The 23,240-nt window shown below is 72.9% G+C and carries 17 protein-coding genes; 8 read left to right on the top strand and 9 right to left on the bottom strand.

Features of this window, described 5'->3' with window-relative positions:
• Window positions 1-123: 123 nt before the first annotated feature.
• Complete coding sequence (locus AB0H64_RS12750) at window positions 124-1,413, top strand: Scr1 family TA system antitoxin-like transcriptional regulator (protein ID WP_357623314.1); 1,290 nt, start codon at window positions 124-126, stop codon at window positions 1,411-1,413.
• A gap of 159 nt (window positions 1,414-1,572) precedes the next feature.
• On the top strand, window positions 1,573-2,403 hold the full coding sequence (locus AB0H64_RS12745; RefSeq protein WP_357623312.1) for an SAM-dependent methyltransferase: 831 nt from the start codon (window positions 1,573-1,575) through the stop codon (window positions 2,401-2,403).
• A gap of 16 nt (window positions 2,404-2,419) precedes the next feature.
• On the opposite strand, the gene AB0H64_RS12740 is transcribed toward AB0H64_RS12745, so the two are convergent.
• Together AB0H64_RS12740 and AB0H64_RS12735 are read right to left on the bottom strand one after the other, a co-directional pair.
• Window positions 2,420-3,238: a DUF4253 domain-containing protein gene (locus AB0H64_RS12740; protein ID WP_357623310.1), complete on the bottom strand. Its 819-nt coding sequence runs from the start codon at window positions 3,236-3,238 to the stop codon at window positions 2,420-2,422.
• 202 nt (window positions 3,239-3,440) lie between these two features.
• Complete coding sequence (locus AB0H64_RS12735) at window positions 3,441-4,562, bottom strand: TIGR03118 family protein (RefSeq protein WP_357623308.1); 1,122 nt, start codon at window positions 4,560-4,562, stop codon at window positions 3,441-3,443.
• 120 nt (window positions 4,563-4,682) lie between these two features.
• On the opposite strand from AB0H64_RS12735, the gene ppgK reads away from it, so the two are divergent.
• Window positions 4,683-5,408 carry a polyphosphate--glucose phosphotransferase gene (ppgK, locus tag AB0H64_RS12730; RefSeq protein WP_357623307.1) on the top strand — a complete coding sequence of 242 codons (726 nt, stop codon included), beginning with the start codon at window positions 4,683-4,685 and terminating at the stop codon, window positions 5,406-5,408.
• Between the two features lie 307 nt (window positions 5,409-5,715).
• On the top strand, window positions 5,716-9,588 hold the full coding sequence (hrpA, locus tag AB0H64_RS12725; RefSeq protein ID WP_357623305.1) for an ATP-dependent RNA helicase HrpA: 3,873 nt from the start codon (window positions 5,716-5,718) through the stop codon (window positions 9,586-9,588).
• On the opposite strand, the gene AB0H64_RS12720 is transcribed toward hrpA, so the two are convergent.
• Window positions 9,578-10,192 (bottom strand): Uma2 family endonuclease, encoded by a 615-nt coding sequence (locus AB0H64_RS12720; protein WP_357623303.1) that lies wholly within the window; start codon window positions 10,190-10,192, stop codon window positions 9,578-9,580. The two genes, hrpA and AB0H64_RS12720, sit on opposite strands and share 11 nt — an antisense overlap.
• A 111-nt stretch (window positions 10,193-10,303) precedes the next feature.
• Between AB0H64_RS12720 and AB0H64_RS12715 the strand changes: the two genes are divergently transcribed.
• Window positions 10,304-10,957 (top strand): HAD family hydrolase, encoded by a 654-nt coding sequence (locus AB0H64_RS12715; protein WP_357623301.1) that lies wholly within the window; start codon window positions 10,304-10,306, stop codon window positions 10,955-10,957.
• Here AB0H64_RS12715 and AB0H64_RS12710 read toward each other — a convergent pair.
• The 4 genes from AB0H64_RS12710 to AB0H64_RS12695 form a co-directional block, all read right to left on the bottom strand.
• On the bottom strand, window positions 10,950-11,345 hold the full coding sequence (locus AB0H64_RS12710; protein WP_357623299.1) for a DUF5709 domain-containing protein: 396 nt from the start codon (window positions 11,343-11,345) through the stop codon (window positions 10,950-10,952). The genes AB0H64_RS12715 and AB0H64_RS12710 overlap by 8 nt on opposite strands.
• Window positions 11,346-11,378: 33 nt before the next feature.
• Entirely contained in the window at window positions 11,379-11,975 is a 597-nt protein-coding gene (locus tag AB0H64_RS12705) for a hemerythrin domain-containing protein (protein WP_357623298.1), read from the bottom strand.
• 115 nt (window positions 11,976-12,090) lie between these two features.
• A complete protein-coding gene (locus AB0H64_RS12700) occupies window positions 12,091-13,641 on the bottom strand; it encodes a gamma-glutamyltransferase (protein WP_357623297.1) in 1,551 nt (516 codons plus the stop codon).
• Between the two features lie 92 nt (window positions 13,642-13,733).
• Window positions 13,734-15,467: an ABC transporter ATP-binding protein gene (locus tag AB0H64_RS12695; protein ID WP_357623295.1), complete on the bottom strand. Its 1,734-nt coding sequence runs from the start codon at window positions 15,465-15,467 to the stop codon at window positions 13,734-13,736.
• A gap of 70 nt (window positions 15,468-15,537) precedes the next feature.
• Here AB0H64_RS12695 and AB0H64_RS12690 point away from each other — a divergent pair, with 70 nt between their 5' ends.
• A complete protein-coding gene (locus tag AB0H64_RS12690; RefSeq protein ID WP_357623293.1) occupies window positions 15,538-15,957 on the top strand; it encodes a MarR family transcriptional regulator in 420 nt (139 codons plus the stop codon).
• A 47-nt stretch (window positions 15,958-16,004) separates the two neighbouring features.
• Here the strand turns inward: AB0H64_RS12690 and AB0H64_RS12685 are convergent, their stop codons facing one another.
• Both AB0H64_RS12685 and AB0H64_RS12680 read right to left on the bottom strand, forming a co-directional pair.
• Complete coding sequence (locus AB0H64_RS12685) at window positions 16,005-17,024, bottom strand: amidohydrolase family protein (RefSeq protein ID WP_357623292.1); 1,020 nt, start codon at window positions 17,022-17,024, stop codon at window positions 16,005-16,007.
• A 59-nt stretch (window positions 17,025-17,083) separates the two neighbouring features.
• Entirely contained in the window at window positions 17,084-18,379 is a 1,296-nt protein-coding gene (locus AB0H64_RS12680) for a helix-turn-helix domain-containing protein (protein WP_357623290.1), read from the bottom strand.
• Between the two features lie 100 nt (window positions 18,380-18,479).
• Here AB0H64_RS12680 and AB0H64_RS12675 point away from each other — a divergent pair, with 100 nt between their 5' ends.
• Window positions 18,480-20,582: a M6 family metalloprotease domain-containing protein gene (locus AB0H64_RS12675; protein ID WP_357623289.1), complete on the top strand. Its 2,103-nt coding sequence runs from the start codon at window positions 18,480-18,482 to the stop codon at window positions 20,580-20,582.
• A 91-nt stretch (window positions 20,583-20,673) separates the two neighbouring features.
• Window positions 20,674-23,199 carry a tetratricopeptide repeat protein gene (locus AB0H64_RS12670; RefSeq protein WP_357623287.1) on the top strand — a complete coding sequence of 842 codons (2,526 nt, stop codon included), beginning with the start codon at window positions 20,674-20,676 and terminating at the stop codon, window positions 23,197-23,199.
• The last annotated feature ends 41 nt before the right edge of the window (window positions 23,200-23,240 follow it).

Raw genomic sequence — 23,240 nt, 5'->3', positions numbered from 1 at the left:
GTGTCAACTGACACTTTCCAGTTGGGTATGGATGGCCCGCTGGAGGTTTACGGGCGGCCGAAGGCGCGCATGATCCCCGGATTCCCCTACGCTGAGGGTCCCCCGGGCGGCAGGAGGTGCGGAGTGGCGAACATCGCCGAGCGGCTGGACCTGGCGCTGAGGGAGCGGGGCCTGAGCGGCGCGCAGGTGGCCGCCGAGCTGACCGAGGCGGGCATCCCCATCACGCGGGCCTACGTCAGCCAGCTCCGCACCGGCAAGCAGGCCAACCCGACCCTCCAGGTGCTGCGCGCGCTCGCCTCCTGCCTCCAGGTCAGCGTCGGCTGGCTGGTGGGGGAGGAGTCCCTCGACTCCGGCGCGGTGGAGGACCTCCAGTTGCGGGCCGCCGCCATCGGCGCCTCCGCCTCCGGGCTGTCCGACGGCTCGCTGGCCGTGCTGCGCGGCGTCATCGACCTGGCCCGCCGGGCCGAGGGACTGCCCGACCACTCCGGGCCCGCGCCGGAGGCCCCGGCCGTCCCGGCGGTGCCCGCGGCCAGGACGGCGCCGCCCGAGCCGGTCCGCGTGGCGCTCGGTGAGCGGCTGCGCGGCCTGCGCGAGGCGGCCGGCCTGGCGGCCGAGCAGGTCGAGAGCGCGCTGGGCCGCGGCGCGATCCGCGTCGAGGCCGCGGAGACGGGCCGCGCGGCCCCCGCCCCGGCCATGGTGGAGCGGCTGCTCGACCTGTACGGGGTGACCGCGCTGCCGGCGCGCGAGCACGTGCTGTCCCTGGCCCGCGGCGAGCGCGAGCCCGCCTGGTGGGACACGAGCGCGGTGCCCGTCTGGCTCGCCACCGCCTTCGCCCTGGAGCAGCGGGCCTCGGTGATCCGCGTGTACGACCCGCGGACGGTCCCGCCGCTGCTCCAGACCGAGGCGTACGCCCGCGCCGCGATCGGCGCGGCCGGGCCCGCCACGCTCGGGCAGACCTCCGTCGAGGCGGCGGTGCGGCTGGTCCTGGCCCGCCAGGAGATGGTCTTCACCGGCCACGGGGCCGGGCAGGGCGCCGGGCACGGGCCTGTCGTGTGGGCGATCATGGACGAGGGCGTGCTGCTGCGCTCCATCGCCGAGCCGCCCGTCCATCTGGCTCAGCTCGACTCCCTCATCGATCTCGCCAAGCGCCCCGGTGTCTCCCTGCACCTCGTGCCTCTGCACGACCCGGCCTATCTGCCGCGCACGGGGCCGTTCACGCTCTGGCGTTACGCCGAGGCGTTCGAGCCCGACATCGCCTGCGCGCACACCGTCGAACGCGACGAGCTGATCACCGAGCCGGGGGCCGTCGAGGCCTACCACCAGGCGTTCGCCAAACTCTCGGTCACCACGACCACCCGCGAGGAGACGTTCGACCTGCTGAACACCCACCGTGACCGCATCGCCCGAGGATGATCGATAATTACCCGGGAAACGTATATTTCCCGATTATTTCGCTCCAATAGGTTGTATTGTTGGGACATTTGGAGCATTTTCAACTTGGTCCTCGAGTGGGGTCGTAGGCCGCGGAACTTTCCCGTACGGCAAGGCGAGGGGAAAGGGGCGATACGTCAAATGCGTCAACGTGCCATCCGTAATCTGGCCAGGCTCGACACGGCCCAGGCGCGTGTCACCCGAATGCTCGACGCCGCCGCCGGGGGAAAGAACAACTTCGTGGCCGACCGCGACGCCGTGCGCCGCTATGACGAGGCCGCCCCCGTGACCACCGCCGCCGCCCGCGCGGTGCTCGCCTTCCTGGCCCGCGTGGTCCGCCACCTGGCGGCCGGCGGGATCGACCAGTTCGTGATCGTCGGCAGCGGGGTGCCCAGCGGGTTACCCCCCGGCCGCCAGCTGCACGATCTGGCCCGCGAGGCGCTGGGCCGCTCCGACGCCCGGGTCCTGTACGTGGAGAACGACCCGATGGTCCTGGCCTACGCCCAGGCCACCATCGAGCCCGTCACGGACCTGGTGCGCGTGGTGGAGGGCGACGTGCGGCAGGTGGAGGACCTGCTCGGCGACCGGGTGGTCAAGACGTTCATCGACTGGGACCGGCCGGTGGGCGTGCTGCTGGTCTCGGTCGCGGGCGCCGGCGACGAGGACGCCCGCCACGCGATCAAGTGCCTGTGCCACGCCGCCGCCCGGGGCAGCTACCTGGCCCTGCTGCAGACCACCTTCGACGCGATCCCCGAGGAGCTGCTGCCCGCCGTCGGCGAGCTGCTCGCCATGACGCTGCCGGGGCACGTCGTCCGCACCCGCGCGGAGGTGGTGGCGCTGCTGGAGGGGCTGGAGCTGGTCGAGCCGGGGCTGGTGTGGGTGCCCGAGTGGCGGCCCGACGGCCGCGACGAGGCGTGCGCGGCCCTGCCCAGCGCCTCGGGCAACTACGGCGCCGTGGCCCGCGTCCTTTGACCCCTCTGCGGGGCGGTCAGTCCCACCAGAACGACCAGGCGTGCCTGCCGATGATCTGCTCGGCGTAACCGTGCAGGTCGCCCGGCCCCTGCACCACGTTGTCGGGACAGAACGCCCAGTGCTCGGCCGCCACGTGCAGCGCGTGCTCGGCGTCCACCGGAGGCGCCGCGACGCTCAGCTCCAGCGTGTTGAACCCCACGCACACCACCCGCGCCCCGAACCGCTCCTCCCAGCTGCGGACCACCGCCGCGAGCGGCACCATCCACTCGTTGTGGTGCAGCGCTCCCTGCCAGCCCATCACGGCCAGCGCGTCGGCGCCGCGGCGGGCGGCGACCAGGCCCAGCGGCATCCCGCGCGGGGCGAGCTGGTCGGCGTACCAATCGGCCACCTCGCCCGGATCGGCCTTGGGCGCCCCGGGCGCGGCCGGGCCGGGACACAGCGCGCCGTAGGGGTCGAGCTCGGTGAGGGCGTCGGGCGGCATCTGCGCCACCCACTCCTGCCACACCTCATGCATGAACCCCTCGGCCGTGAAGTGGTCGATCATCGCCGGCTCGTCCGGCACGACCTGCCCGATCGACCACGGCTGGGCGGACTCGTCCAGCAGCACCGGCCACAGCCCGCTCGCGGCGTGCTCGTCGCGTAAGCGGGCCCACTCGCGGCCGGACACGGGCTCGTCGCTCATCCAGAACGCCGGTCTGGCCGCCTCCCCCTGCCCGGTGTAGCCCGGGTCGGGCCAGACGAGGTCACCCGGCGGCAGAGCGGACCGCAGCGTGCGGCCCCTGCCGGCGTCGGCGAACAGCCGGCCCAGCTCGCGTGGCAGCCGATGATCTGTCATGCCCTACCGTCTCCGTACGGACCCGTCGGGGAGATGGTAGTGCCGCCCACCGACACGGCCTGGGGGTGGCGGCGGGAATTGTCGGAGGCGGCGGGAATTACTTGAGCCGGCGGTGCGGCCGGTCGTCGGGGCAGGGGCGCGCAGGGCCCGGAGGTGTTTCCGGCACGGCCGCGCCGACCGTGCCGGAAACGTCAGCGGCCGGTCAGTAACCTCCGTACGAGTGGTTCGAGTGCTGCGAGGACGTGGAGGTGGGCGCCGGGGTCGCCGTCGAGGTGGGGGTGGTGGCCGTCGAGCCGCCGGAGCCCGCGGGCCGGATGACGCCGAGCAGGCCGTGCTGGCCGCCGTCGATGCCGGCGGAGAACCACAGGGCGTTCTCGCCGCCGTTGGCCGCGGTGCCGACCTCCAGGTCCCACAGGCCGGGCAGCTGGATCGGCTTGCCGTCGGCGGTGCGCAGCGCGCCGAGGTGACGGCTGTTGCGGTAGGCGTGGACGGTGCCGTCGCCGAAGTTGCCGACGAGCAGCGACCCGGCGTAGGCGCCGCGCGGGGCCGCGGTGATCGCCCACGGCGCGTTCAGCCCGGTGCGCGCGATGCGGCCGGTCAGGCGGCCCTCGGCGTTGAAGCGGCTGACGAAGCCCTTGCCCGCGCCGGCGACGGACTTGCCGGTCGCCGGGTCGCGCAGCGCGTACGCCACCCAGATGTTGCCGTTGGCGACCGCCACGTTGAACGGGGAGTAGTTCGAGGGAACGGCCGGATCCCTGAACTGCCAGCCCCGGAGCCTGATCTTCTCGAAGTCGGAGTTCCAGGCGGCGACGCGCCCGTGGGCGAAGTCGGCGGCGAGCAGGAAGTCGCCGTCGTCGGTCTGCGCGAGCGCGAGGCCCTTGTAGTCGGCGCCGCGGGTGAACGCGGCGATGAGGGCGTTCTTCGGGTCCGCCTCGGCGTTCCAGCCGCTGATCGCGCCGCTGGGGCTGGCGAAGATGAACGTGGCGGGCTTGCCCTTCACGGTGAACCCGTCGGTCGGGTTGAACACCTGGCCCGTCGGGGCCCCGCCTGGGATGGCGACCTCGGTCTGCTCCTTCTTGCCGGCGCCCGAATAGACGGTGGCGCTGCCGGTGCCCGTGTCGGAGACCCACAGGGTCTTGCCCATGGCCAGACCCCAGGGGTTGACCAGCTTGGGGTCGGTGAGGGCGGCCTTGCCCTTGACGTCCGAGACGAGGTTGACGACGTCGAACCGCGCGCGGGGAGTGGCGTTGGCGTGCGCGGGAGTGGCGAGAGTGCTGCCCAGGCCGACCGCGACAGCGCAGAGTGTGATGATGCGTGACCGCATCCGTGCCTCCTTGTTAGCGCTTGTGACGCGAGATACGCGGGGGCCCCGGGGAAGGGTTCAGTATGGTCCGGAAATATCCGGCGAGGCGTTTCTTGCCGTCTGTTGGGGAGAAGGGTTGATATGGAAGTTTTGGGGATTGATATCGGTGGCTCGGGCATCAAGGGCGCACCCGTGGACGTCTCGGCGGGCAAGCTCGCCCAGGAGCGCCTGCGCATTCCCACCCCGCAGCCGTCCAAGCCGGAGCCCGTCGCCGAGGTGGTACGACAGATCGCCGACCATTTCAGCTGGTCGGGGCCCATCGGAGTGACGTTCCCCGGCGTGGTCAGGGACGGGGTGGTCCGCACCGCCGCGAACGTCCACCATTCGTGGATCGGCGTCGACGCGGCCGAGCTGTTCGGCGGCGCCACCGTGCTCAACGACGCCGACGCGGCCGGCATCGCGGAGATGACCTTCGGTGAGGGCCGGGACCGGCGCGGGACCGTGCTCATGCTGACCTTCGGCACGGGCATCGGCAGCGCCCTGTTCGTCGACGGCGTGCTCGTGCCCAACACCGAGCTCGGCCATCTGGAGCTGCACGGCAAGGACGCCGAGCGCCGCGCCTCCGACAAGGCCCGCGAGGACGACGACCTGAGCTGGGACAAGTGGGCCGAGCGGGTCGAGGAGTACCTGCGGCACGTGGAGATGCTGTTCTCCCCGGCGCTCATCCTGGTGGGCGGCGGCGTGAGCAAGAAGGCCCACAAATGGCTGCCGCACGTCCACATCGACACGCCGATCGTGCCGGCCGCCCTGCAGAACGAGGCGGGCATCATCGGCGCCGCCCAGATGGCGGGCAGCCGGGCGGGCTGATCCACGCGCCGTCCGGTCCGCCGATCAAGATAATGAGCTCCGGGACGCAACCGGAACCGCGTTTCGGGAGTCTCATTGATGGGCGTGGCCGTTCACGACGCAACTCTGGGGAGAGTGGGCCCGCCGTGGACGGCCACGGCCATGCCCGCAAGAGCGCCCGCGACGACGCGCGCGGGCCGCGGCACGGGCGGTCAGGGCGCGGGCGGTCCGGGCGCGGGCCGGTTATTGGGATGCGCGGCGGCGTCGGGGTCCGGCAGCATGGACCGTTGGCTCCCGGTGCACGGGGCTCAAATATCCTGGAAGCAGTATGGGAACCTCCGCGTTGTCCTCTCCGCTCACCGACATCCAGTCCCGCCTGCCCGAGCTCATGCCGCGCGACCAGCGGCGGCTGCGGCGCAGGCTCGACGGCGCGCGCCGGGTGCGCTCCCGCGAGGCCCGCGACAAGATCGCCGCGGAGATCCTCGCCGACGTCGAGCGCGCCGAGCAGCGGCTGGCCCGCCGCCGCGAGGCCGTGCCCGCGATCACCTACCCCGAGAACCTGCCGGTCTCCCAGCGCAGGGACGACCTCCTCGCGGCCATCCGCGACCACCAGGTCGTGATCATCGCCGGTGAGACCGGGTCCGGCAAGACCACCCAGATCCCCAAGATCTGCCTCGAACTCGGGCGCGGCGTCCGCGGCCTCATCGGCCACACCCAGCCGCGCCGCATCGCCGCCCGCACCGTGGCCGAGCGCGTCGCCGAGGAGCTCGGCACCGAGCTGGGCCAGGTCGTCGGCTACAAGGTGCGCTTCACCGACCAGGGCAGCGACCGCACGCTCGTCAAGCTGATGACCGACGGCATCCTGCTGGCCGAGCTCCAGCACGACCGGCTGCTGGAGCAGTACGACACGCTCATCATCGACGAGGCCCACGAGCGCAGCCTCAACATCGACTTCATCCTCGGCTACGTCAAGCAGCTCCTGCCCCGGCGCCCCGACCTCAAGGTCATCATCACCAGCGCCACCATCGACCCCGAGCGGTTCTCCCGCCACTTCGGCGACGCGCCCATCGTCGAGGTCTCCGGCCGCACGTACCCGGTCGAGGTCCGCTACCGGCCGCTCGCCGAGGACGACGACCAGACGCAGGGCATCGTCGACGCCTGCCGCGAGCTGGTCACCGAGGGGCCGGGCGACATCCTCGTCTTCCTCAGCGGCGAGCGGGAGATCCGCGACGCCGCCGACGCGCTGGGCAAGGCCGACTTCCGCAACACCGAGGTGCTCCCGCTGTACGCGCGGCTGAGCGCCGCCGAGCAGCACCGCGTCTTCCAGCGCCACACCGGCCGCCGCATCGTGCTGGCCACCAACGTGGCCGAGACGTCGCTGACGGTCCCCGGCATCAAGTACGTCGTCGACCCCGGCTACGCCCGCATCTCCCGCTACAGCCACCGCACCAAGGTGCAGCGGCTGCCCATCGAGGCCATCTCGCAGGCCAGCGCCAACCAGCGCAAGGGCCGCTCCGGCCGCACCTCCGACGGCATCTGCGTCCGGCTGTACGAGGAGGAGGACTTCCTCAGCCGGCCCGAGTTCACCGACCCGGAGATCCTGCGCACCAACCTCGCCTCCGTCATCCTGCAGATGACCTCGATCGGGCTGGGCGACATCGAGGCGTTCCCCTTCGTCGAGCCGCCGGACCGCCGCCAGGTCAAGGACGGCGTCAACCTGCTGCACGAGCTCGGCGCGTTCGACGCCGAGGGGCGGCTCACCCCGGTCGGCCGCAAGCTGGCGACCCTGCCGGTCGACCCCCGCCTCGGCCGCATGGTGCTGGAGGCCGAGAAGCACGGCTGCCTGCGCGAGGTCATGGTGATCGCCGCCGCGCTGTCCATCCAGGACCCGCGCGAGCGCCCCGCCGACAAGCAGCAGCAGGCCGACGAGAAGCACCGCCGCTTCGCCGACCCCGAGTCCGACTTCCTCGCCTACCTCAACCTCTGGCACTACCTCCAGGACAAGCAGAAGGAGCTGTCCTCCAGCGCCTTCCGCCGGCTGTGCAGGGCCGAGTTCCTCAACTACCTGCGCGTACGCGAGTGGCAGGACATCTACAGCCAGCTCCGCCAGGCGCTCGGCGTCCAGCCCAACAGCCATCCCGGCGACCCGCACAGCGTCCACGTGTCGCTGCTGGCCGGCCTGCTGTCGCACATCGGCGTCAAGGACGTCATGGACAAGCAGCGCCCCGCCGACGGCCGCCGCCCCATCCAGGAGTACCTCGGCGCCCGCAACGCCCGCTTCGCCATCTTCCCCGGCTCCGCCCTGGCGAAGAAGCAGCCGCAGTGGGTCATGTCCGCCGAGCTCGTCGAGACCTCCCGGCTGTGGGCCCGGGTCAACGCCAGGATCGAGCCCGGCTGGGTCGAGCCGCTCGCCCAGCACCTCGTCAAACGCACCTACTCCGAGCCCCACTGGGAGAAGGACCAGGGCGCGGTCATCGCGCTGGAGAAGGTCACCCTGTACGGGGTGCCGCTGGTCACCGGACGCAAGGTCAACTACGGGCGCATCGACCCGGAGCTGTCGCGCGAGCTGTTCATCCGGCACGCCCTCGTCCAGGGCGAGTGGGACAGCCACCACGAGTTCCTGCGCGCCAACCGGCGGCTGCTCCAGGAGGTCGAGGAGCTGGAGAACCGCGCCCGCCGCCGCGACATCATGGTCGACGACGAGGCGCTGTTCGACTTCTACGACCGGCGGGTGCCCGCCGACGTGGTCTCGGCCCGTCACTTCGACGCCTGGTGGAAGAAGGCCCGGACCACCGACGCCGAACTGCTCACGTTCACGCCCGAGATGCTGGTCAACGAGGGCGCCGACGTCAGCACCCAGGACTACCCCGACACCTGGCGGCAGCTCGGCCAGCGGATGAAGCTGACCTACCAGTTCGAGCCGGGCGCCGACGCCGACGGCGTGACCGTCCACGTGCCGCTCCAGGTGCTCAACCAGATCGGCTCCGACGGCTTCGACTGGCAGATCCCCGGCCTGCGCGAGGAGCTCGTCACCGAGCTGATCAGGTCGCTGCCCAAGCCGCTGCGCCGCAACTTCGTGCCCGCCCCCAACTACGCCAAGCAGGTGCTGGCCAACGCCAGGCCGGGCGGCGAGCCGCTGCTGGAGGCCGTGGAGCGGGAGCTGCTGCGCCTCACCGGGGTACGCGTGCCGCACGACGCCTGGCAGCTCGACCAGCTCCCCGACCACCTGCGGGTCACGTACCGGGTGATCGACGAGCGCAAGCGGACCATCGCCGAGGACAAGGACCTCGACGCGCTCAAGCGGCGTCTCGCGCCGCGCCTGCGCCAGACGCTGTCGGCGGCGGCCGACGACCTGGAGCGGACCGGGCTGCGCACGTGGAGTTTCGGCACGCTGCCCAAGGTGTTCGAGCAGGGCCGCATGAAGGGCTACCCGGCCCTGGTGGACGACCGCGACTCGGTCTCCGTCAAGATCTTCGAGACGGAGGCGGAGCAGCGCCGCTCCCACTGGCCCGGCACGCGCCGCCTGCTGCTCCTCAACGTCACCAACCCGGCCAAGTCGCTGCTCGCCGGCCTGTCCAACCAGGCCAAGCTGGCCCTGTCACGCAGCCCGCACGGCGGCGCCGTGGCGCTGTTCGACGACGTGGTCAACGCGGCGGCCGACAAGCTCATGCTGGAGCGGGGCGGCCCCGCCTGGGACCCGGTCTCCTTCGACCGCCTCTACCAGCACGTACGGGCCGAGCTGCACGACACGGCGGCGGACGTGCTGGCCAAGGTGGAGCAGATCCTGAGCGTGTGGCACGCGATCGGCACCCGGCTGGACTCGCTGCCGTCGAGCGGGTCCACGGAGGACGTCCGCGAGCAGCTCGGCGGGCTCGTGTACGCGGGATTCGTCACCGCGACCGGCAACCGGCGGCTGTCCGACGTGCTGCGCTACCTGCGGGCCATCGATCGGCGGCTGACCAAGCTGCCGGAGGAGCCCTGGCGCGACGAGGAGTGGATGGCGCGGGTGCACAAGGTCGAGGACGACTACCACGACCTGCTGGACAAGCTCCACCCGGCCCGGCGCTCGGACCCGGACGTGGTGGAGATCAGATGGATGATCGAGGAGCTGCGGGTCAGCTTCTTCGCCCAGACGCTCGGGACCCCCACCCCGGTGTCGGAGAAGCGCATCGCCAAGGCGATGGAGAAGCTCAGCCCTTGAAGATCGACGTGTCGAGCTCCAGGCCGATGGGGTCGGGCAGGCGGACGGTCGAGCCGATCGGAACAGTGGCGACCGCGATGTAGGCGCCGTTGTCGATGGCGCTGTGGACAGTGACCGTCTGAGGGGTGGCGACGATGTCGATCAGGAGATAGATCGGCACGCCGGCCGCCGCGTAGAGGCGCGGCTTCTCCGTGCGATCGCGAACGATGCTTCCCTTGGAGACAACCTCGGCAACCATGATCAAGCCAGAGGAGCGCAGCTCACGCTCTCCCCAGCGAGGGCAGTCGGAGGGCGCCAGCACGAAGTCTGGCTCTACGGGCTCCCGAGAGCCGTCGAGGCACACGTCGACGTTGCCGGTGTACCCCCACCAGCCATGCTCATCCATGACCGGGATAAGCGCGCGATAGAGCAGCATGGCATGGTTGGCGTGCTCGGGAGTGCCGACGGGGGTCAAGACCACACTTCCTTCTATGACTTCAGCGCGGAAGCCCGGCAACTCTGGAAGTGAGTCGAACAGCTCACGGCAGGTCTCGGGCACGCCTTGGTCCTTGTCGAGCCACATCTTCGGGCGCTTATGGGCTCTCTTCGGCAACACCGCACTCATCGGCCGTCCCTCCGTAGTCGAACGGGCACGCTAAGTATTGCATGCCCTGACCCCGCCGCTGAAGCGCTTTCCACCTCCGCCGTACAGTTGGGCGGACGAGAAAGGACTGGGATGATCAAGGCAGTGGTGTTCGACGTCGGCGAGACGCTCATCGACGAGACGCGCATCTGGTCACGCTGGGCCGACCGGCTGGGCGTGAGCAGGTTCGTGATGATGGGCGCGCTGGGCGGCATGGCGGCCCTGGACCGCTCGCACCGCGAGGCGTTCGAGCTCGTCCGGCCCGGCATCGACATCGACGCCGAGCTGGCCGCGTGGGAGCGGGACGAGCCGGGGAGCCTGCGCAACCACTTCGACGCCGACGACCTCTACCCGGACGTGCGCGAGGCCCTGGCCGCGCTGCGCGGCGCCGGTCTCCAGGTGGTCGTCGCGGGCAACCAGCCGGCCCGCGCCTACGACGCGCTGGTGGCCATGGAGCTGCCGGCCGACTCCGTCCACACCTCCGAGGGGTGGGGCGTGTCCAAGCCCGATCCCGGGTTCTTCGCCAAGGTCGCCGCCGTCGCGGGGCGCGAGCCGTCCGAGATCCTCTACGTGGGTGACCGGCTGGACAACGACGTGCTGCCGGCCGGGCGGGCGGGCATGCGCACCGCGCTGCTGCGGCGCGGGCCGTGGGGGTACCTGCACGCCGAGCGGCCGCAGGCCGGGGCCGCCGACGTGGTCGTCGACGACCTGCACGCCCTGCTCCCGGCCCTGTCGCGCCTCACCTGAGCCGGCCGGTCCCACCGTCGGGTCCGCCCGGGTCGCCGGTGTCCTGGTCGCCCGAGTAGAGGTCGTCGGGGTCCAGCGTGTCGGGGTCGACGCGGACCGCGCGCTCCTCGGCCGACAGGTCCCCGGAGTCCCCGCCCCAGTCCTCGCCGACCTCGTCACTCTCGACGTCCGGCGCGAGGCCCTCGTCGGGCTGGGTGAGCCGGTGCTCCTCCCGGCTCGCCCGCTCCCGGTCCGGCTTCTCCCGCCGCAGCCGCTCGTCCAGGGTGTCCTCGTGCTGGGGGTCGTCCTCGTCGATGCGGTGATCGAGGCCGAGGTCGTCGGTCCACTCCTCGACCTCGATCTCCTGCTCGTCGGCGAGCCCGAACCTGTCCGGAGGTAGTTCGCTCATACGGCACCCATACCCCTGGGCGCGACCGGAACCCTAGGATCCGGCCTTCCGCAGAGCCTGCTCCAGCTCCTCCTTGTCCATCTGCGAGCGGCCGGGGACGTCGGCCTTCCGCGCCTGCTTGTACAGCTCCGCCTTGGTCGGCTCGCCGCCGTCCTTCGAGGAGTTCCTGGAGCCGCCCTTGGAACCGTTCGAGGAGGAGGAGCCCGTGGCCCCGGTGAGGGCGGTCAGCTCCTCCTTGCGGCGCTGCAGGAAGGCGGCGCCGAGCTGCTCCAGCTTCCTGGCGTCGGCCGTCCTGGCCAGGGTCGGCAGGATCGTGCTCTCCTCTTCCTGCACGTGGTGGGTGACGGACTCGACCAGCTTGTCGAGGGTCTCCTCGAAGTCGGCGCCGTCCGGGTCGGCCCGCTTGAGCGCGTCGAGCAGCACCTCCGTCTCCTTGTGCTCCTCCACGCCGTGGTGCGCGTCGAGGCCGGGGTAGACGCGGTCCTCCTCGGCGCGGGCGTGCGCGGTGAGGAGGGCGTGCAGCTCGGCGACGGTGGCCCGCCGGTCGCCCTGCTTCTTCTTGAGCCGCTCGAAGAGCGCCTCGACCTCGCGGTGGTCACTGGTGATGAGTGTGATGACATCGTTCGCCATGGCGGCACGTGCTACCCGCGCGACGGGCCTCCAATCGCGAGCCTCCCGTCGCGAGCCTCCCGTCGCGAGCCTCCCGTCGCGAGCCTCCCGTCGCGGGCCTCCCATCGCGGTGTTCTCAGCGGCCGATCGCCGCGCCGATGAGCGCGCGCGGGTCGGCCGCGCCCGCCAGCACGCGGTCCGGCCGTACGTCGATGAGGTGCGCGTGGCCGAACGTGCTCCCGTACGGGCGGGCGGTCACCGGGTGGCCGAGCGCGGCCAGCCCGTCCGACCAGGGCGAGCCCTCCTCCAGGTCCAGAACGGTGTCGTCGGGCGCGTACCACGTGTCGAACCCCGTGCCGGCCGCGCCGATCCGCCAGCGCGGCGCCGAGACGGCCTCGCCCGGGAGCTCGCCGTGGCGCAGCAGCCGGGCGATGACCTGGAGCAGGATCTGCGGCTGCGCGTCGCCGCCCATGGTGCCCACGACGGAGCGCAGCGTGCCGTCCGGCCGGGTGACCAGCGCGGGCGCGAGCGTGTGCGGCGGCCGGCGGCCGGGGCCGTACTCGGCCGGGTGGCCGGGCGTGAGCGAGAAACCGATGCCGCGGTTGTGGAGGTTGATCCCGGTACGGGGCTCGAAGAGCATGCTGCCGAAACCGGCGGCGTTCGACTGGATGAGGGAGACGCCCATGCCGTCGCCGTCCACCGCGCACAGGTACGTGGTGTCGCCCCGCTCGGCCGGAGCGGTGAGGCGCAGTCTCCGGTCCGGGTCGACCAGCGCCCGGCGCCGCTCGATCTCCCCGGACGACAGGAGGTCCTTGGCGTCCTCGTGCAGGAGGGCGAGGCGGTCGTGGCCGCTCACCCGGGCGGCCTCGGCCAGCAGGTGTGCCCAGAGCGGATCGCCGGGGGAGGCGGGCAGGTCGAGCCCGTCGGCGATGCCGAGCGCCATGAGCAGCAGGTAGCCCTGGGAGTTGGGCGGCATCGACCAGACGTCGTGGCCGAACGCCCGCACGGACAGGGGGGTGACCCAGTCGGCGTTCGGCCGGGCGAGGTCGGCGCGGTCGTACTCGCCGCCGCCGAGCTCCAGCAGGCCATCGCCGAACTCGCCGAGGTAGAAGCCGTCGCGCCCGTCCGCGGCGACGGCGCTCAGCGCCCTGGCCACGCCCGGCCGCGTCATCCGGTCGCCGGCCGTGTGGACGGCGGCGAAGTCGCCGCCGCCGGGCCGTCCCGCCGCGACGCGGGCGCCGGCGAGCATCAGCGGCGAGGCGGCGAAGCCCTGGCTCGCCAGCCTGATCGCGGGTTCGAGCAGGGCGGCCAGGGGGAGCCGGCCGTACCGCTCGTGCAGCGCCAGCCACCCGTCCACGCAGCCGGGCACGGGGACCGACCGGATGTCGTGCAGGTGCGGCATGCGCTCGTGCCCCTCGGCGCGCAGCCGGTCGGGGTCGGCTCCCGCCCCGGCGCGCCCGGAGGCGTTGAGCGCGGTCACCTGACCGGGGGAGCCGTCGTGGACCAGGGCGAACAGGTCGCCGCCCAGCCCGCACATGTGGGGGGCGGTGACGGCGAGGACGGCGTTCGTGGCGATGGCGGCGTCGGCGGCCGAGCCGCCCCGGTCGAGCGCCGCGACTCCCGCCGCGGAGGCGAGGTGGTCGACGCTGCACACCATGCCGGATGTCGCGTATCTGGTGTCATGCACCTTCACGACCTTACGGTGGCCCGCGGTGCGGGCAGGGCCGCGGGCGGGATTCCAAGCGAGTTCGCAGGTGGCGGGGCCGCGGGGAGGGCCGGTCAGACGGGTTCGAGGGGCCGGTCGCGGCTCACCAGGGCGGCGTAGTGGCCGTCGAGGGCCAGCAGGTCCTCGTGCCCGCCGCGCTCCACGACCCGGCCCCCGTCCAGCACCACGATCTGGTCGGCGTCCCGCACGGTGGACAGCCGGTGCGCGATGGTGATCGTGGTACGGCCCTCCGCCAGCGTGTCCAGCGCCTCCTGCACGGCCCGCTCGGTCTGCGTGTCCAGGGCGCTCGTCGCCTCGTCCAGCACCAGCACCGGCGGGTTGCGCAGCAGCGTGCGGGCGATCGCGAGGCGCTGCTTCTCTCCCCCGGAGAAGCGGTAGCCGCGCTCGCCGACCATCGTGTCGTAGCCGTCGGGCAGCGCGGCGATGTGGTCGTGGATGCGGGCGGCCTCGGCGGCGGCCCGCAGCTCCTCGTCCGTCGCGTCGGGCTTGGCGAAGCGCAGGTTGTCGGCGATGGAGGCGTGGAAGAGGTACGTCTCCTGCGACACCACGCCGACGGTGTCGGCCAGCGTCTCGAAGGTGAGGTCCCGGACGTCCACGCCGTCGATGGTGACCCGGCCGGCGGTGACGTCGTACAGCCTGGGCAGCAGGTAACCGAGCGTGGTCTTGCCCGAGCCGGTCTCGCCGACGACGGCCAGGCTGGTGCCCGCGGGCACGGTGATGTCCACGCCGGTCAGCGCCGGCGCCTCGCCGTACGAGAAGGAGGCGTCCTCGTAGCGCACCTCGCCGCGCACGGACGGGAGCGTACGGGTGCCCGGGTGGATGTCCACGGGCAGGTCGAGGTACTCGAAGATGCGGCCGAACAGCGCGAGGGAGCTCTGCACCTCCACGCCGAGCCGCAGCAGCGACACGGAGGGCCGGAACAGGCTCACCTGGAGCGTCGTGAACGCCACGAGCGTGCCCACGGAGATCGCGCCGGTGTAGCCGACCGCCCAGTAGATGACGGCGGGCATGGCGGCCATGACGATCTGGATGGACGCCTGCCGCCACCGCCCGGCCATGCTGGAGCGCACGCCGAGGTCGGCCAGCTCGTCGGAGGCGCCGGAGAAGCGCTGGGTGAGCTCGGCCGAGCGGCCCATGGTGCGGCCCAGCAGGATGCCGCTGATCGACAGCGACTCCTGGACCATGGAGGAGATGACCGCGAGCGTGCGCTGGCGCTCGGAGGTGATGCGCCTGCGCTCGGCGCCGACGTGGCGGCTGATCCAGACGAACACCGGCAGCAGCACGAGTGAGATCGCGGTCAGCCGCCAGTCGAGCGCGACCATGGCCACGATCGTGGCGATCACGGTGGTGAGGTTGGAGACGATCGAGGTGGCCGTGCTGGTGACCACGGACTGCATGCCGCCGATGTCGTTGGCGATGCGGGACTGCACCTCGCCGGTCCGCGTCCGGGTGAAGAAGGCCAGCGACATGCGCTGGAGGTGGGTGTACACGGAGGTGCGCAGGTCGTGCATGACGCGCTGGCCGACCGTGGTGGACACCAGCGTCTGCACGACGTCGAAGACGCTGGTGGTCACGGCGACGACGATCATCCCGAGCGCGAGCAGCGTCAGCAGCATCGGGTCGCGCCGGGGGATCGCGACGTCCAGCACCTCGCGCAGCAGGAACGGCGAGGCGAGCGACACCAGCGAGGACAGCAGGATCAGGGCGCCTACCAGGGCCAGGCGGCCGCGGTAGGCGCGGAAGAGCGTGATGACGCGCCGCAGCGGCGCGCGTGGTTCGTCTGCCAAGAAGACCCCTTTCGGATGTTCCCTCAAACAGAGGTTAACTCATATTTGTTCCCGACTCTAAGCTTGGGCCATGGACGACGTGGAGCTGTCCGAGCTCTTGCACCTGGTCACCCGCCGGTTGCGGCACGGCTACCTCAACCGGCTGGAGCCCCTCGGGCTTACCCCCGGGCAGGCGCGGGCGCTGCGCGCGCTCATCGACGCGGGCCGGCCGCTTCGCATGGTGCAGCTCGCCGACCAGCTCCGGATCGTGCCGCGCTCCGTGACCCCCGTCATCGACGCTCTGGAGGAGGCGGGGCTGGTGCGCAGGGAGGTGGACCCCGCCAACCGGCGCTCGACGCTGGTGGTCATCACGGACGCCGGCCAGGAGGTGTACGAGCGCGCCCGCGAGGCGCGCAGGCAGGCGGGGCAGGACCTGTTCGCGGTGCTCACGGGAGAGCAGCGCGACCAGCTCAAGGAGCTGCTCGGCGTGGTGGAGGCCCAGTTCAGGTAGCGCCGTCCCGGGTCGCCCGGTTCGGGCGGCCCGGTCCGGGAGCCGGCTCAGGGCCGGCGTGGCCCGGTCCGGCCGCCGGTGACCGTGGCCAGGCACGGCGGGCATGTCAGGAGGGCGGAGTACGGATAGCGTCCGCGCGCGTCGAACACCGCGAAGTCGGCGCGGCCGCCCGGCCCGAGCGACCCGATCCGGCCCACGCCGCCGTCCATGCCGAGTGCCCCGGCCCCGCCCAGCGTGAGCGCCTCCACGAGCCTGCGGTCGAGCCCCCGTGTCCGGGCGCCGGTGGCACGGACGCGCTCCCGCACGGCGCGCGCCTGTTCGAGCAGGCCGGGGCCCGACGGGGCGGGGCCCGTGCCGAACGCCACGCGGTCGCCCTCGTCCAGCAGCGCCGGCACGTCGTCGAGCGCCTCACCGGGTGCGGGGCAGATCGTCACCGGTGTGCCGCGCAGGCGCAGCAGCTTGCGCTCGCCGGGGTCCAGCGGGCGGGCGCGGGCCACGTGGCAGTGCGGTCCGAGGGCGCCCGCCTCGTCCAGCGCGGCGGGGGAGTGGTAGCCGAGGTCGGCCAGCAGGCGCAGCCCGAACGTCCGGGCCAGCACCGCCACGTCCTCCAGCACCTGTGGGTCGGGCGTGCGCGGCGCGACGCCGACCGGCCGGTCGAGCTCCCTCATGGCGGTGATGACCGCGTCGCGTCCGGTCCGCTCCCACTCCTCCTCCGACGCGCACGCCACCTCGACGTACGAGACACCCGCCAGCGCGTGCTGGCCGGCGGGGGCGGTGACGATCTCGGCCCGTGCCGTCACGCCCGGAGCGGGGGCGCCGGGGCCGGAGCAGGCGTCCACCAGGCCGGCCACGATCATCCCGGGCCAGCGCCGCTCCTCGGAGATCGGGAAGTACGCGAGCAGCTCGGCACGCGGGCCGACCTGGAGCACGCGGTCGCCGCGGACGGCCACGCCGCCGTCGCGGATCGGCTCCGTGGTGATCGGCAGCACCAGGGGAGCGGAGTGCAGGATGATCGGGACGGGTGCGCGCCTGCCGAGGAGCGGTCCGGCACGCTTCCCACGCGGCATCTCGGCTCCCGTCAAATCTCCCCTTTTGGTATTAAACGTGACCGTGGCCGGGGGCGCAATCAGCCGCCGGGATGCGAGCCTCTCGGGCGGTAGCGGCCCGACAGCCGGGCCAGCTTGAGGCTCAGGTGCAGGGCCAGCCGCTCGCCGCCGTCCTTCAGGTCGGTGCCGGCCAGCTCCTCCACGCGCTGCAGCCGGTAGTAGAGGGAGGTGCGGTGCAGGCGAAGCGCCCGCGACGTGGCCACCGCGCTGCCCGCCAGGTCGAGGTACGCCTCCAGGGTCTCCAGCAGGGGGAGGTGCTGGTCGTCGCCCAGGAGGGGTTCTAGGCCGGGGTGCAGGTCGTGGCCCGGCAGGTGGGTGAGCATCCGGTAGACGCCGAGCCGGGTCCACTCCGCCGTCCGGCCGGTGGCGGGCACCCGGGCGGCCACCTCGGCGGCGTGCCGGGCCTCGGCGTACGAGGCGGCGGCCCCGTCCAGGGCGGGCCGGGGCCGTCCGACGCCGACGGTGACCGGGACGGGCATGGCCGCGTGCAGCTCCTCGGCCGTGGCGAGCGCCGCCGGCGCCCCGGACTCGCCAGGACCGCCCGAGACCCCGCCGCCCGAGACCCCACTGCTCGAGACCCCGCTGCTCGAGACCCCGCCGCCCGCGGGGCCGCCGGCGGCGATCAGCAGGACGACGTGGTCGTGGCGGACCAGGTGCAGCGGGTGGTGGCCGGTCAGGCGCCGCCGCAGCGTCAGGGCGCCCTGCTCCAGCGCCGCCCCGGCCTCCCCGCCGGACGGCGCGCCCCCGTCAGTCGGCGCTCCCCCGGCGGCGGGGCGCGGAAGGGGGCGGGCGACCAGGGCCGTCACCGGCTGGGCGCGGGGGAAGGCGCCCGCCTCGACGAGGCGGCGGGCGGCGTCGTGCTCCCCGAGCATCAGCCCCGCCACCGCCTCCAGCTCCCGGTGCGCGGGCAGTCCCGCGGCCAGGCTCTCGTGCAGCAGCGTCAGGCCCAGCGCGGGGGCCGCCGCCGCGGCCTCGGCCACCTGCGCCTCCGTCAGGGCCGGCTCGGCGTCGATGAACCACAGGAAACCCAGCAGCCCGCCGTCGTGCCGTACCGGGACGCACACCCGCGGCAGCAGCCCGAGGCCGGGCGCGCCCGGGACCCGCAGGGGGCCGGGCGCGTCGTGGATCCCGGCGGCGGCCAGCCAGCGGCGGGCCTCAGGCGCGGCGCGGCGGCGCAGGATCGAGTCGCGGCGGACGTCGTCCATGGCGCCGGTCTGCTCGCTGTGCGCGAGCACCCGGTGCAGCCGGTCCTCCACCAGCAGGGGATGTCCGAGGCGCGCGGCGAGGTCGTCCACGCTCTGCTGCAGGGCCGCCACGTCTCACCTGGGCATTTCAACATATGTCGGAAGACTTGCTACAGGTCTTCCCTACAACTGCGCGATGATCTCTGTCAACATCGCCTATAGCGTCCCATCCGTGAACGCCCCGAAGAAGCTGTTACGAGGTCTCCTGACCGCCCTGGTGCTCGTACCGGTGAGCCTGATGGCGACCCCCGCTTCCGCCGCGCCCCCCACCGACGACCCCGACCTCCCCTGGCGCCGGGCCCAGTGGCCCCAGACGCAGCCGTGGCAGCAGGACGGCCCCGACGCGCAGGAGCTGCGCGCCCGGCCCACCGCCGACATCGCGCCGATCGACCCGCAGAACTGGGAGAACCCCGACCACATGACGTGGGCGGACTACAAGAAGGCGCCCGGCACGAGCTGGAACGACCCGGCGGTCAAGGGCTCCAAGCGCACCTTCAAGGGCGCCCTGGTGCTGCTGGACTACCCCCACCAGCCGTTCGTGGTCACCCAGCCCAAGGGCTCGACCATCTTCCAGAACCCGAGCGCCGAGGCCCACGACGTCCCCCGCGACCAGGTCGCCAAGTTCTACCAGGACTTCCTCAACACCCCGAACGACCTCAACAAGGGTCACACCATCCACGAGTACTGGATGGAGGACTCCGGAGGCCGCGTCGGCGTCGAGCTGACCGGCTTCGGCCCGTACACGATGCCCGGCAAGGACCACGAGTACGCCATGGAGTACCAGGCGGACGCGTGCCCGGCCGGCGACACCTGCAACCGCAACCTGCGCGCCGACGGCAACGCCGCCTGGCTGGCCGCGGTCGGCGAGGAGACCGCCAAGCAGTTCGACTTCGTCTTCTACCTGAGCGCCGGTCAGGACGAGTCGTCCACCTGGCAGGAGTTCGGGATGATGAAGTTCCCGACCAAGGAGTCCGTGCCGGACGAGTGGGGCCCGCCGGACCCGGCCCTGCCCAACTCGTCCAGGACCCGCTACGTCGACTGGACGTCCTGGCAGGCCGGCTCGACGTTCTGGCCGAACGCCCGTTTCGGCGTCGACTCGGTCCAGGCCGAGAGCTCCGGCATGTCCGTCTACGCCCACGAGCTGAGCCACATCATGGGCGTCGCCGACAACTACAACAACCCGTACGGCACGCCGCTGCGCCGCTCGTACTCCGGCATCTGGGAGATGCTGAGCCGCGGCACGTTCAACGGCCCCGGCGGCCCGCACAGCCGCTGGCTGATCCCGCCCACGTCCGGCTCCTCCATGGGCGCCCAGCACATGCTGCGCAACAAGATCAAGCTGGAGATGGTCGACGACCGCAACGTGCTGAGCCTGTCCCGCGACGCGCTCGCCGAGTCGGGCCTCGTGACCGCCCGGGTGACGGCCCGCGCCGTGCGGCCCGGCCAGGACGGGCTCATGGGCCTGAACATCGCGTTCGGCAGCGGCGACAAGAGCCCCGCCTGCGACGCCAGGACCGACCCGCTGTGCGACGGCGGCGGCTACGACAACTACACCGTCGAGGTCGTCGACCGGATGGGCACCGACTCCTTCACCCCCGACTCCGGCGTGCTGCTGGCCAAGACCAAGGACCAGGACCGGGCGCCGTTCATCTGGGTGGTCGACGCCAACCCGCAGGACATCGGGATGACCGACTACGTGCTGCCCGACGGCACCAAGGTGCCGATCACCATGGGCGACTACCGGCAGCTTTCCGACGCGCTGTTCCACGCGGGCACCGGCTCGGGCAGCGAGTACGAGTTCGCCGACCAGGCCAACCGCCTGCACTTCTACGTCACCGACGTCAAGCGCGACCGCCAGGGCGTGCTGTCGTACACGGTGGCGGTGCGCTCGCTCGACGGCGCCGGCCCGCAGAGGCGCGGCGTCCGCGTGCTGCCGGGCGCCGGGGTCCCGGCCGGCAAGAACGTGTCCCGGTGCTCCTTCCCGCTGCTCAACACCGGCAGGGCCGCGCCGGCGCGGGGACAGCATCCCGAGGACGTCAGCGCCTACCTCGGCTCCGACGTCTACCGGCTCAAGGCCGAGGTCAAGGGCAAGGGCTGGACCGCCCAGCTCCCGAACGAGCTGGCGTCGGTCGCGTTCGGCAAGCAGGCCGGTGTGACCGTCAACGCGGTGCGCGCCTCCGGCGGCGACCGGCTGGCCACCGTCACGCTCACCGCCACCTCGGAGAGCGACCCGGCCAGGACGGCCACGGCCACCTGCCACGTGATCGGTCTCTGACCCCGTCGCGGGGTACGGCCGGCGCCCGGCCGTACCCCGTTCCACCCGAAGCCACGAACCCTTGCGAGAAGGCACGGAAAGAGAGGTCTCCTTGACAGGGCAGCCGCCGGACAAGCCGGAGCCGCGGCGCCGCCGGATCCCCTTGGCCGCGCCCGTCGCGGCGGGCCTGGCCGCGGCCGCCGCCAGCATCCTGGCCGCCTCCCTGGAGTGGGAGATCCCGTCGGTCGCCAAGATCGGCGTGACGGCCGGCGCCGCGCTCCTCGTCGGCCTGACGACCTGGGCCACCACCGAGTCCAAACCCAAGGCGCTGCCGAGGGGCGACGCCGCCGCCACCCGCGCGCCCGACCAGTGGCCGCCCGTGCCCGAGCACTTCACCGGCCGCGCCGAGGCGCTGGCCGAGCTGCGCGACGTCTTCGCCGCCCGCCGCAGGGCCAGTGACGTCACACCGCCGCTCGTCGTGTCCGTGTACGGCAGGGGCGGCGTCGGCAAGTCCGCGCTCATGTCCCGGTTCGGCCAGGAGGTCGCCGGCTGGTTCCCCGACGGGCGGCTGCACGCCGACCTGCGCGGCGGCGTGGACGCCCCGGTGCGCCCGGAGGAGGTGCTGATCGGGTTCCTGCGCGCGCTCGGCGTCCGGCTCACCACCGACCCCGGCGGCCTGGACGAGCTGCGGCGGCTCTGGCTCACCTGGACCAAGGGCCGCCGCATCCTCATCGGTCTCGACAACGCGCACAGCCCCGACCAGGTCAAGCCGCTCATCCCGGCCGAGCCCGGCTGCGCGGTGCTGGTCACCTCGCGCCGGCCGCTGTTCCTCAACGGCACGTACGACACGCGGCTCGGCGTGTTCAGCGAGGCGCAGGGGGTGGAGCTGCTGGCCCGGCTGGCCGGCAGCGCCCGCGTGGTCGACGACCTGGACGCCGCCAAGGAGATCGTCCGGCTGTGCGACCGCCTGCCGCTGGCCATCGGCATCTGCGGAGGCCGGCTGGCCACCCGCGAGCAGTGGACGCTGCGCGAGATGGCGAACCGGCTGGACGACGAGCGCCGCATCCTCGACCAGCTGGAGCTCGCCCCGACCGTGGACAAGAGCGTCCGCGCCTCCGTCCAGCTCAGCTACGACCACTGCACCGGCATGCAGCGCCGCCTGCTGCGCCTGCTGTCCGAGCTCACCTCGCCCGACGTGCCCGGCTGGGTGGCGGGCGAGCTGCTCGACATCTCCGTGCTCGACGGCGCCGACCAGCTGGAGGCGCTCATCGACGCCCAGCTCGCCGAGTGCTCGGGAACCGACCAGACCGGCACCATGCGCTACCGGCTGCACGACCTGGTCCGCGTCTTCGCCGCCGAGCCGGCCGCCGAGGAGGACGAGGGCCGGCGGCGCGACGCCGTCGAGCGGGTCCTGTCGGGCTACCGCCGCCGCGCCGAGGCCGCCGCCCAGGACCGCTGGCCGCAGGACTGGAGCAAGGGCGGCCGCCGCTCCAGCGCCGGGGGCCAGGTCCACGCCGGCGACTGGCTGAACGCCGAGCGGCTCAGCCTCGTCGCCCTGGCCGAGCTGGCCCGGCGGCACGAGCTGTGGGAGCTGACCTGGGGCCTGGCCCGGGCGTTCTGCTCGCTGTGCCACTCGCTGCGCGCCTACTGGTCCGACTGGCGGGAGGTCGCCGAGCTGGGCTGCGAGGCCGCGCTGCGCACCGGTGACCGGCGCGCGCTCGGTATCTCCCTGCTGGACCGCGCCGCCGTGCAGGGCGGGCTGGGCGCCCACGAGGCGGGCCGTGTGGACGCCGAGCGGGCGCTGGAGATCTTCGTGGAGCTCGGCGAGACGTGGTGGGCGGCGCGCGCCAGCCGGGCCATCGGCATGTCGCTGTTCTCCGACGGCCACCTCGACCGCGCCCAGGAGCACCTGGCGGGGGCGATAGCCGCGTTCCGGGCGGAGGACGACCAGTGGTGGATGGCCCGCACCCAGCGCAACCTGGCCGAGCTGCGGCTGGCCGAGCGGCGGCCGGAGGAGGCCAGGGAGCTGCTGGAGGACTCGCTGGCCGTGTTCGAGCGCTCGGGCCACCGGTACTCCGAGGCGCAGACGCTGCGCGCCTACGGGGAGGTGCTCGCCGCCCAGGCGCGCGGTCTGCGCAGGGAGGGCGAGCACCGGGCCGCGCTCGACGGCTTCACCCGGGCCGGGCACAGCCTGAGCCGGGCCGCGGAGATGTTCCGGCAGCGAGGGGAGCTGTGGGAGGAGGCGCGCTGCCTGCGCGCCGCGGGCGAGGTGGGCGATCCCGCCAACGGGCTGCGCGAGCTGGAGTACGTCCGGCGCGCGGAGGACATCCTCGCGGCGCTCGGCGACTCGTGGGGGGTGGCCCGCACCGCCCTGTCCGCCGGGCGGGCGCTGGCCCGGCTGGGCCGTGTCGAGGAGTCGGAGCGGGAGCTGCGCCGCGCCGTGGAGGCGTTCGAGGAGCTGGACGACCGGTGGTGGATGGCGCTCAGCCTGCGCCACCTCGGCGAGGCGCACCTCGACGCGGGCGGCGCGGCGTCGGCGGTCGGCCCGCTGCGCGAGGCGCGGGAGATCTACCGCAGCCTCGGCAACGAGGCCGGCATGCGCCGCACCCTGGAGCTCCTGCGCCGCGCGGAAGGCTGACCCAGGCCGAGGCCGCGGGGAAGGCCGGGCGGCCGCGTGGT

Source organism: Nonomuraea sp. NPDC050733 (genome assembly GCF_040654215.1).
In the GTDB taxonomy this organism is placed as follows: Bacteria; Actinomycetota; Actinomycetes; order Streptosporangiales; family Streptosporangiaceae; genus Nonomuraea.
This window is presented reverse-complemented; position numbering and strand designations above follow the sequence as displayed.

What these genes read in the sequence shown, in the direction of transcription:
- AB0H64_RS12745 (WP_357623312.1), top strand. Translation starts at nt 1,573, where the DNA reads ATGCGTCAACGTGCCATCCGTAATCTGGCCAGGCTCGACACGGCCCAG.
- AB0H64_RS12740 (WP_357623310.1), bottom strand. Translation starts at nt 3,238, where the DNA reads ATGACAGATCATCGGCTGCCACGCGAGCTGGGCCGGCTGTTCGCCGAC.
- AB0H64_RS12735 (WP_357623308.1), bottom strand. Translation starts at nt 4,562, where the DNA reads ATGCGGTCACGCATCATCACACTCTGCGCTGTCGCGGTCGGCCTGGGC.
- ppgK (WP_357623307.1), top strand. Translation starts at nt 4,683, where the DNA reads ATGGAAGTTTTGGGGATTGATATCGGTGGCTCGGGCATCAAGGGCGCA.
- hrpA (WP_357623305.1), top strand. Translation starts at nt 5,716, where the DNA reads ATGGGAACCTCCGCGTTGTCCTCTCCGCTCACCGACATCCAGTCCCGC.
- AB0H64_RS12720 (WP_357623303.1), bottom strand. Translation starts at nt 10,192, where the DNA reads ATGAGTGCGGTGTTGCCGAAGAGAGCCCATAAGCGCCCGAAGATGTGG.
- AB0H64_RS12715 (WP_357623301.1), top strand. Translation starts at nt 10,304, where the DNA reads ATGATCAAGGCAGTGGTGTTCGACGTCGGCGAGACGCTCATCGACGAG.
- AB0H64_RS12710 (WP_357623299.1), bottom strand. Translation starts at nt 11,345, where the DNA reads ATGAGCGAACTACCTCCGGACAGGTTCGGGCTCGCCGACGAGCAGGAG.
- AB0H64_RS12705 (WP_357623298.1), bottom strand. Translation starts at nt 11,975, where the DNA reads ATGGCGAACGATGTCATCACACTCATCACCAGTGACCACCGCGAGGTC.
- AB0H64_RS12690 (WP_357623293.1), top strand. Translation starts at nt 15,538, where the DNA reads ATGGACGACGTGGAGCTGTCCGAGCTCTTGCACCTGGTCACCCGCCGG.
- AB0H64_RS12685 (WP_357623292.1), bottom strand. Translation starts at nt 17,024, where the DNA reads ATGCCGCGTGGGAAGCGTGCCGGACCGCTCCTCGGCAGGCGCGCACCC.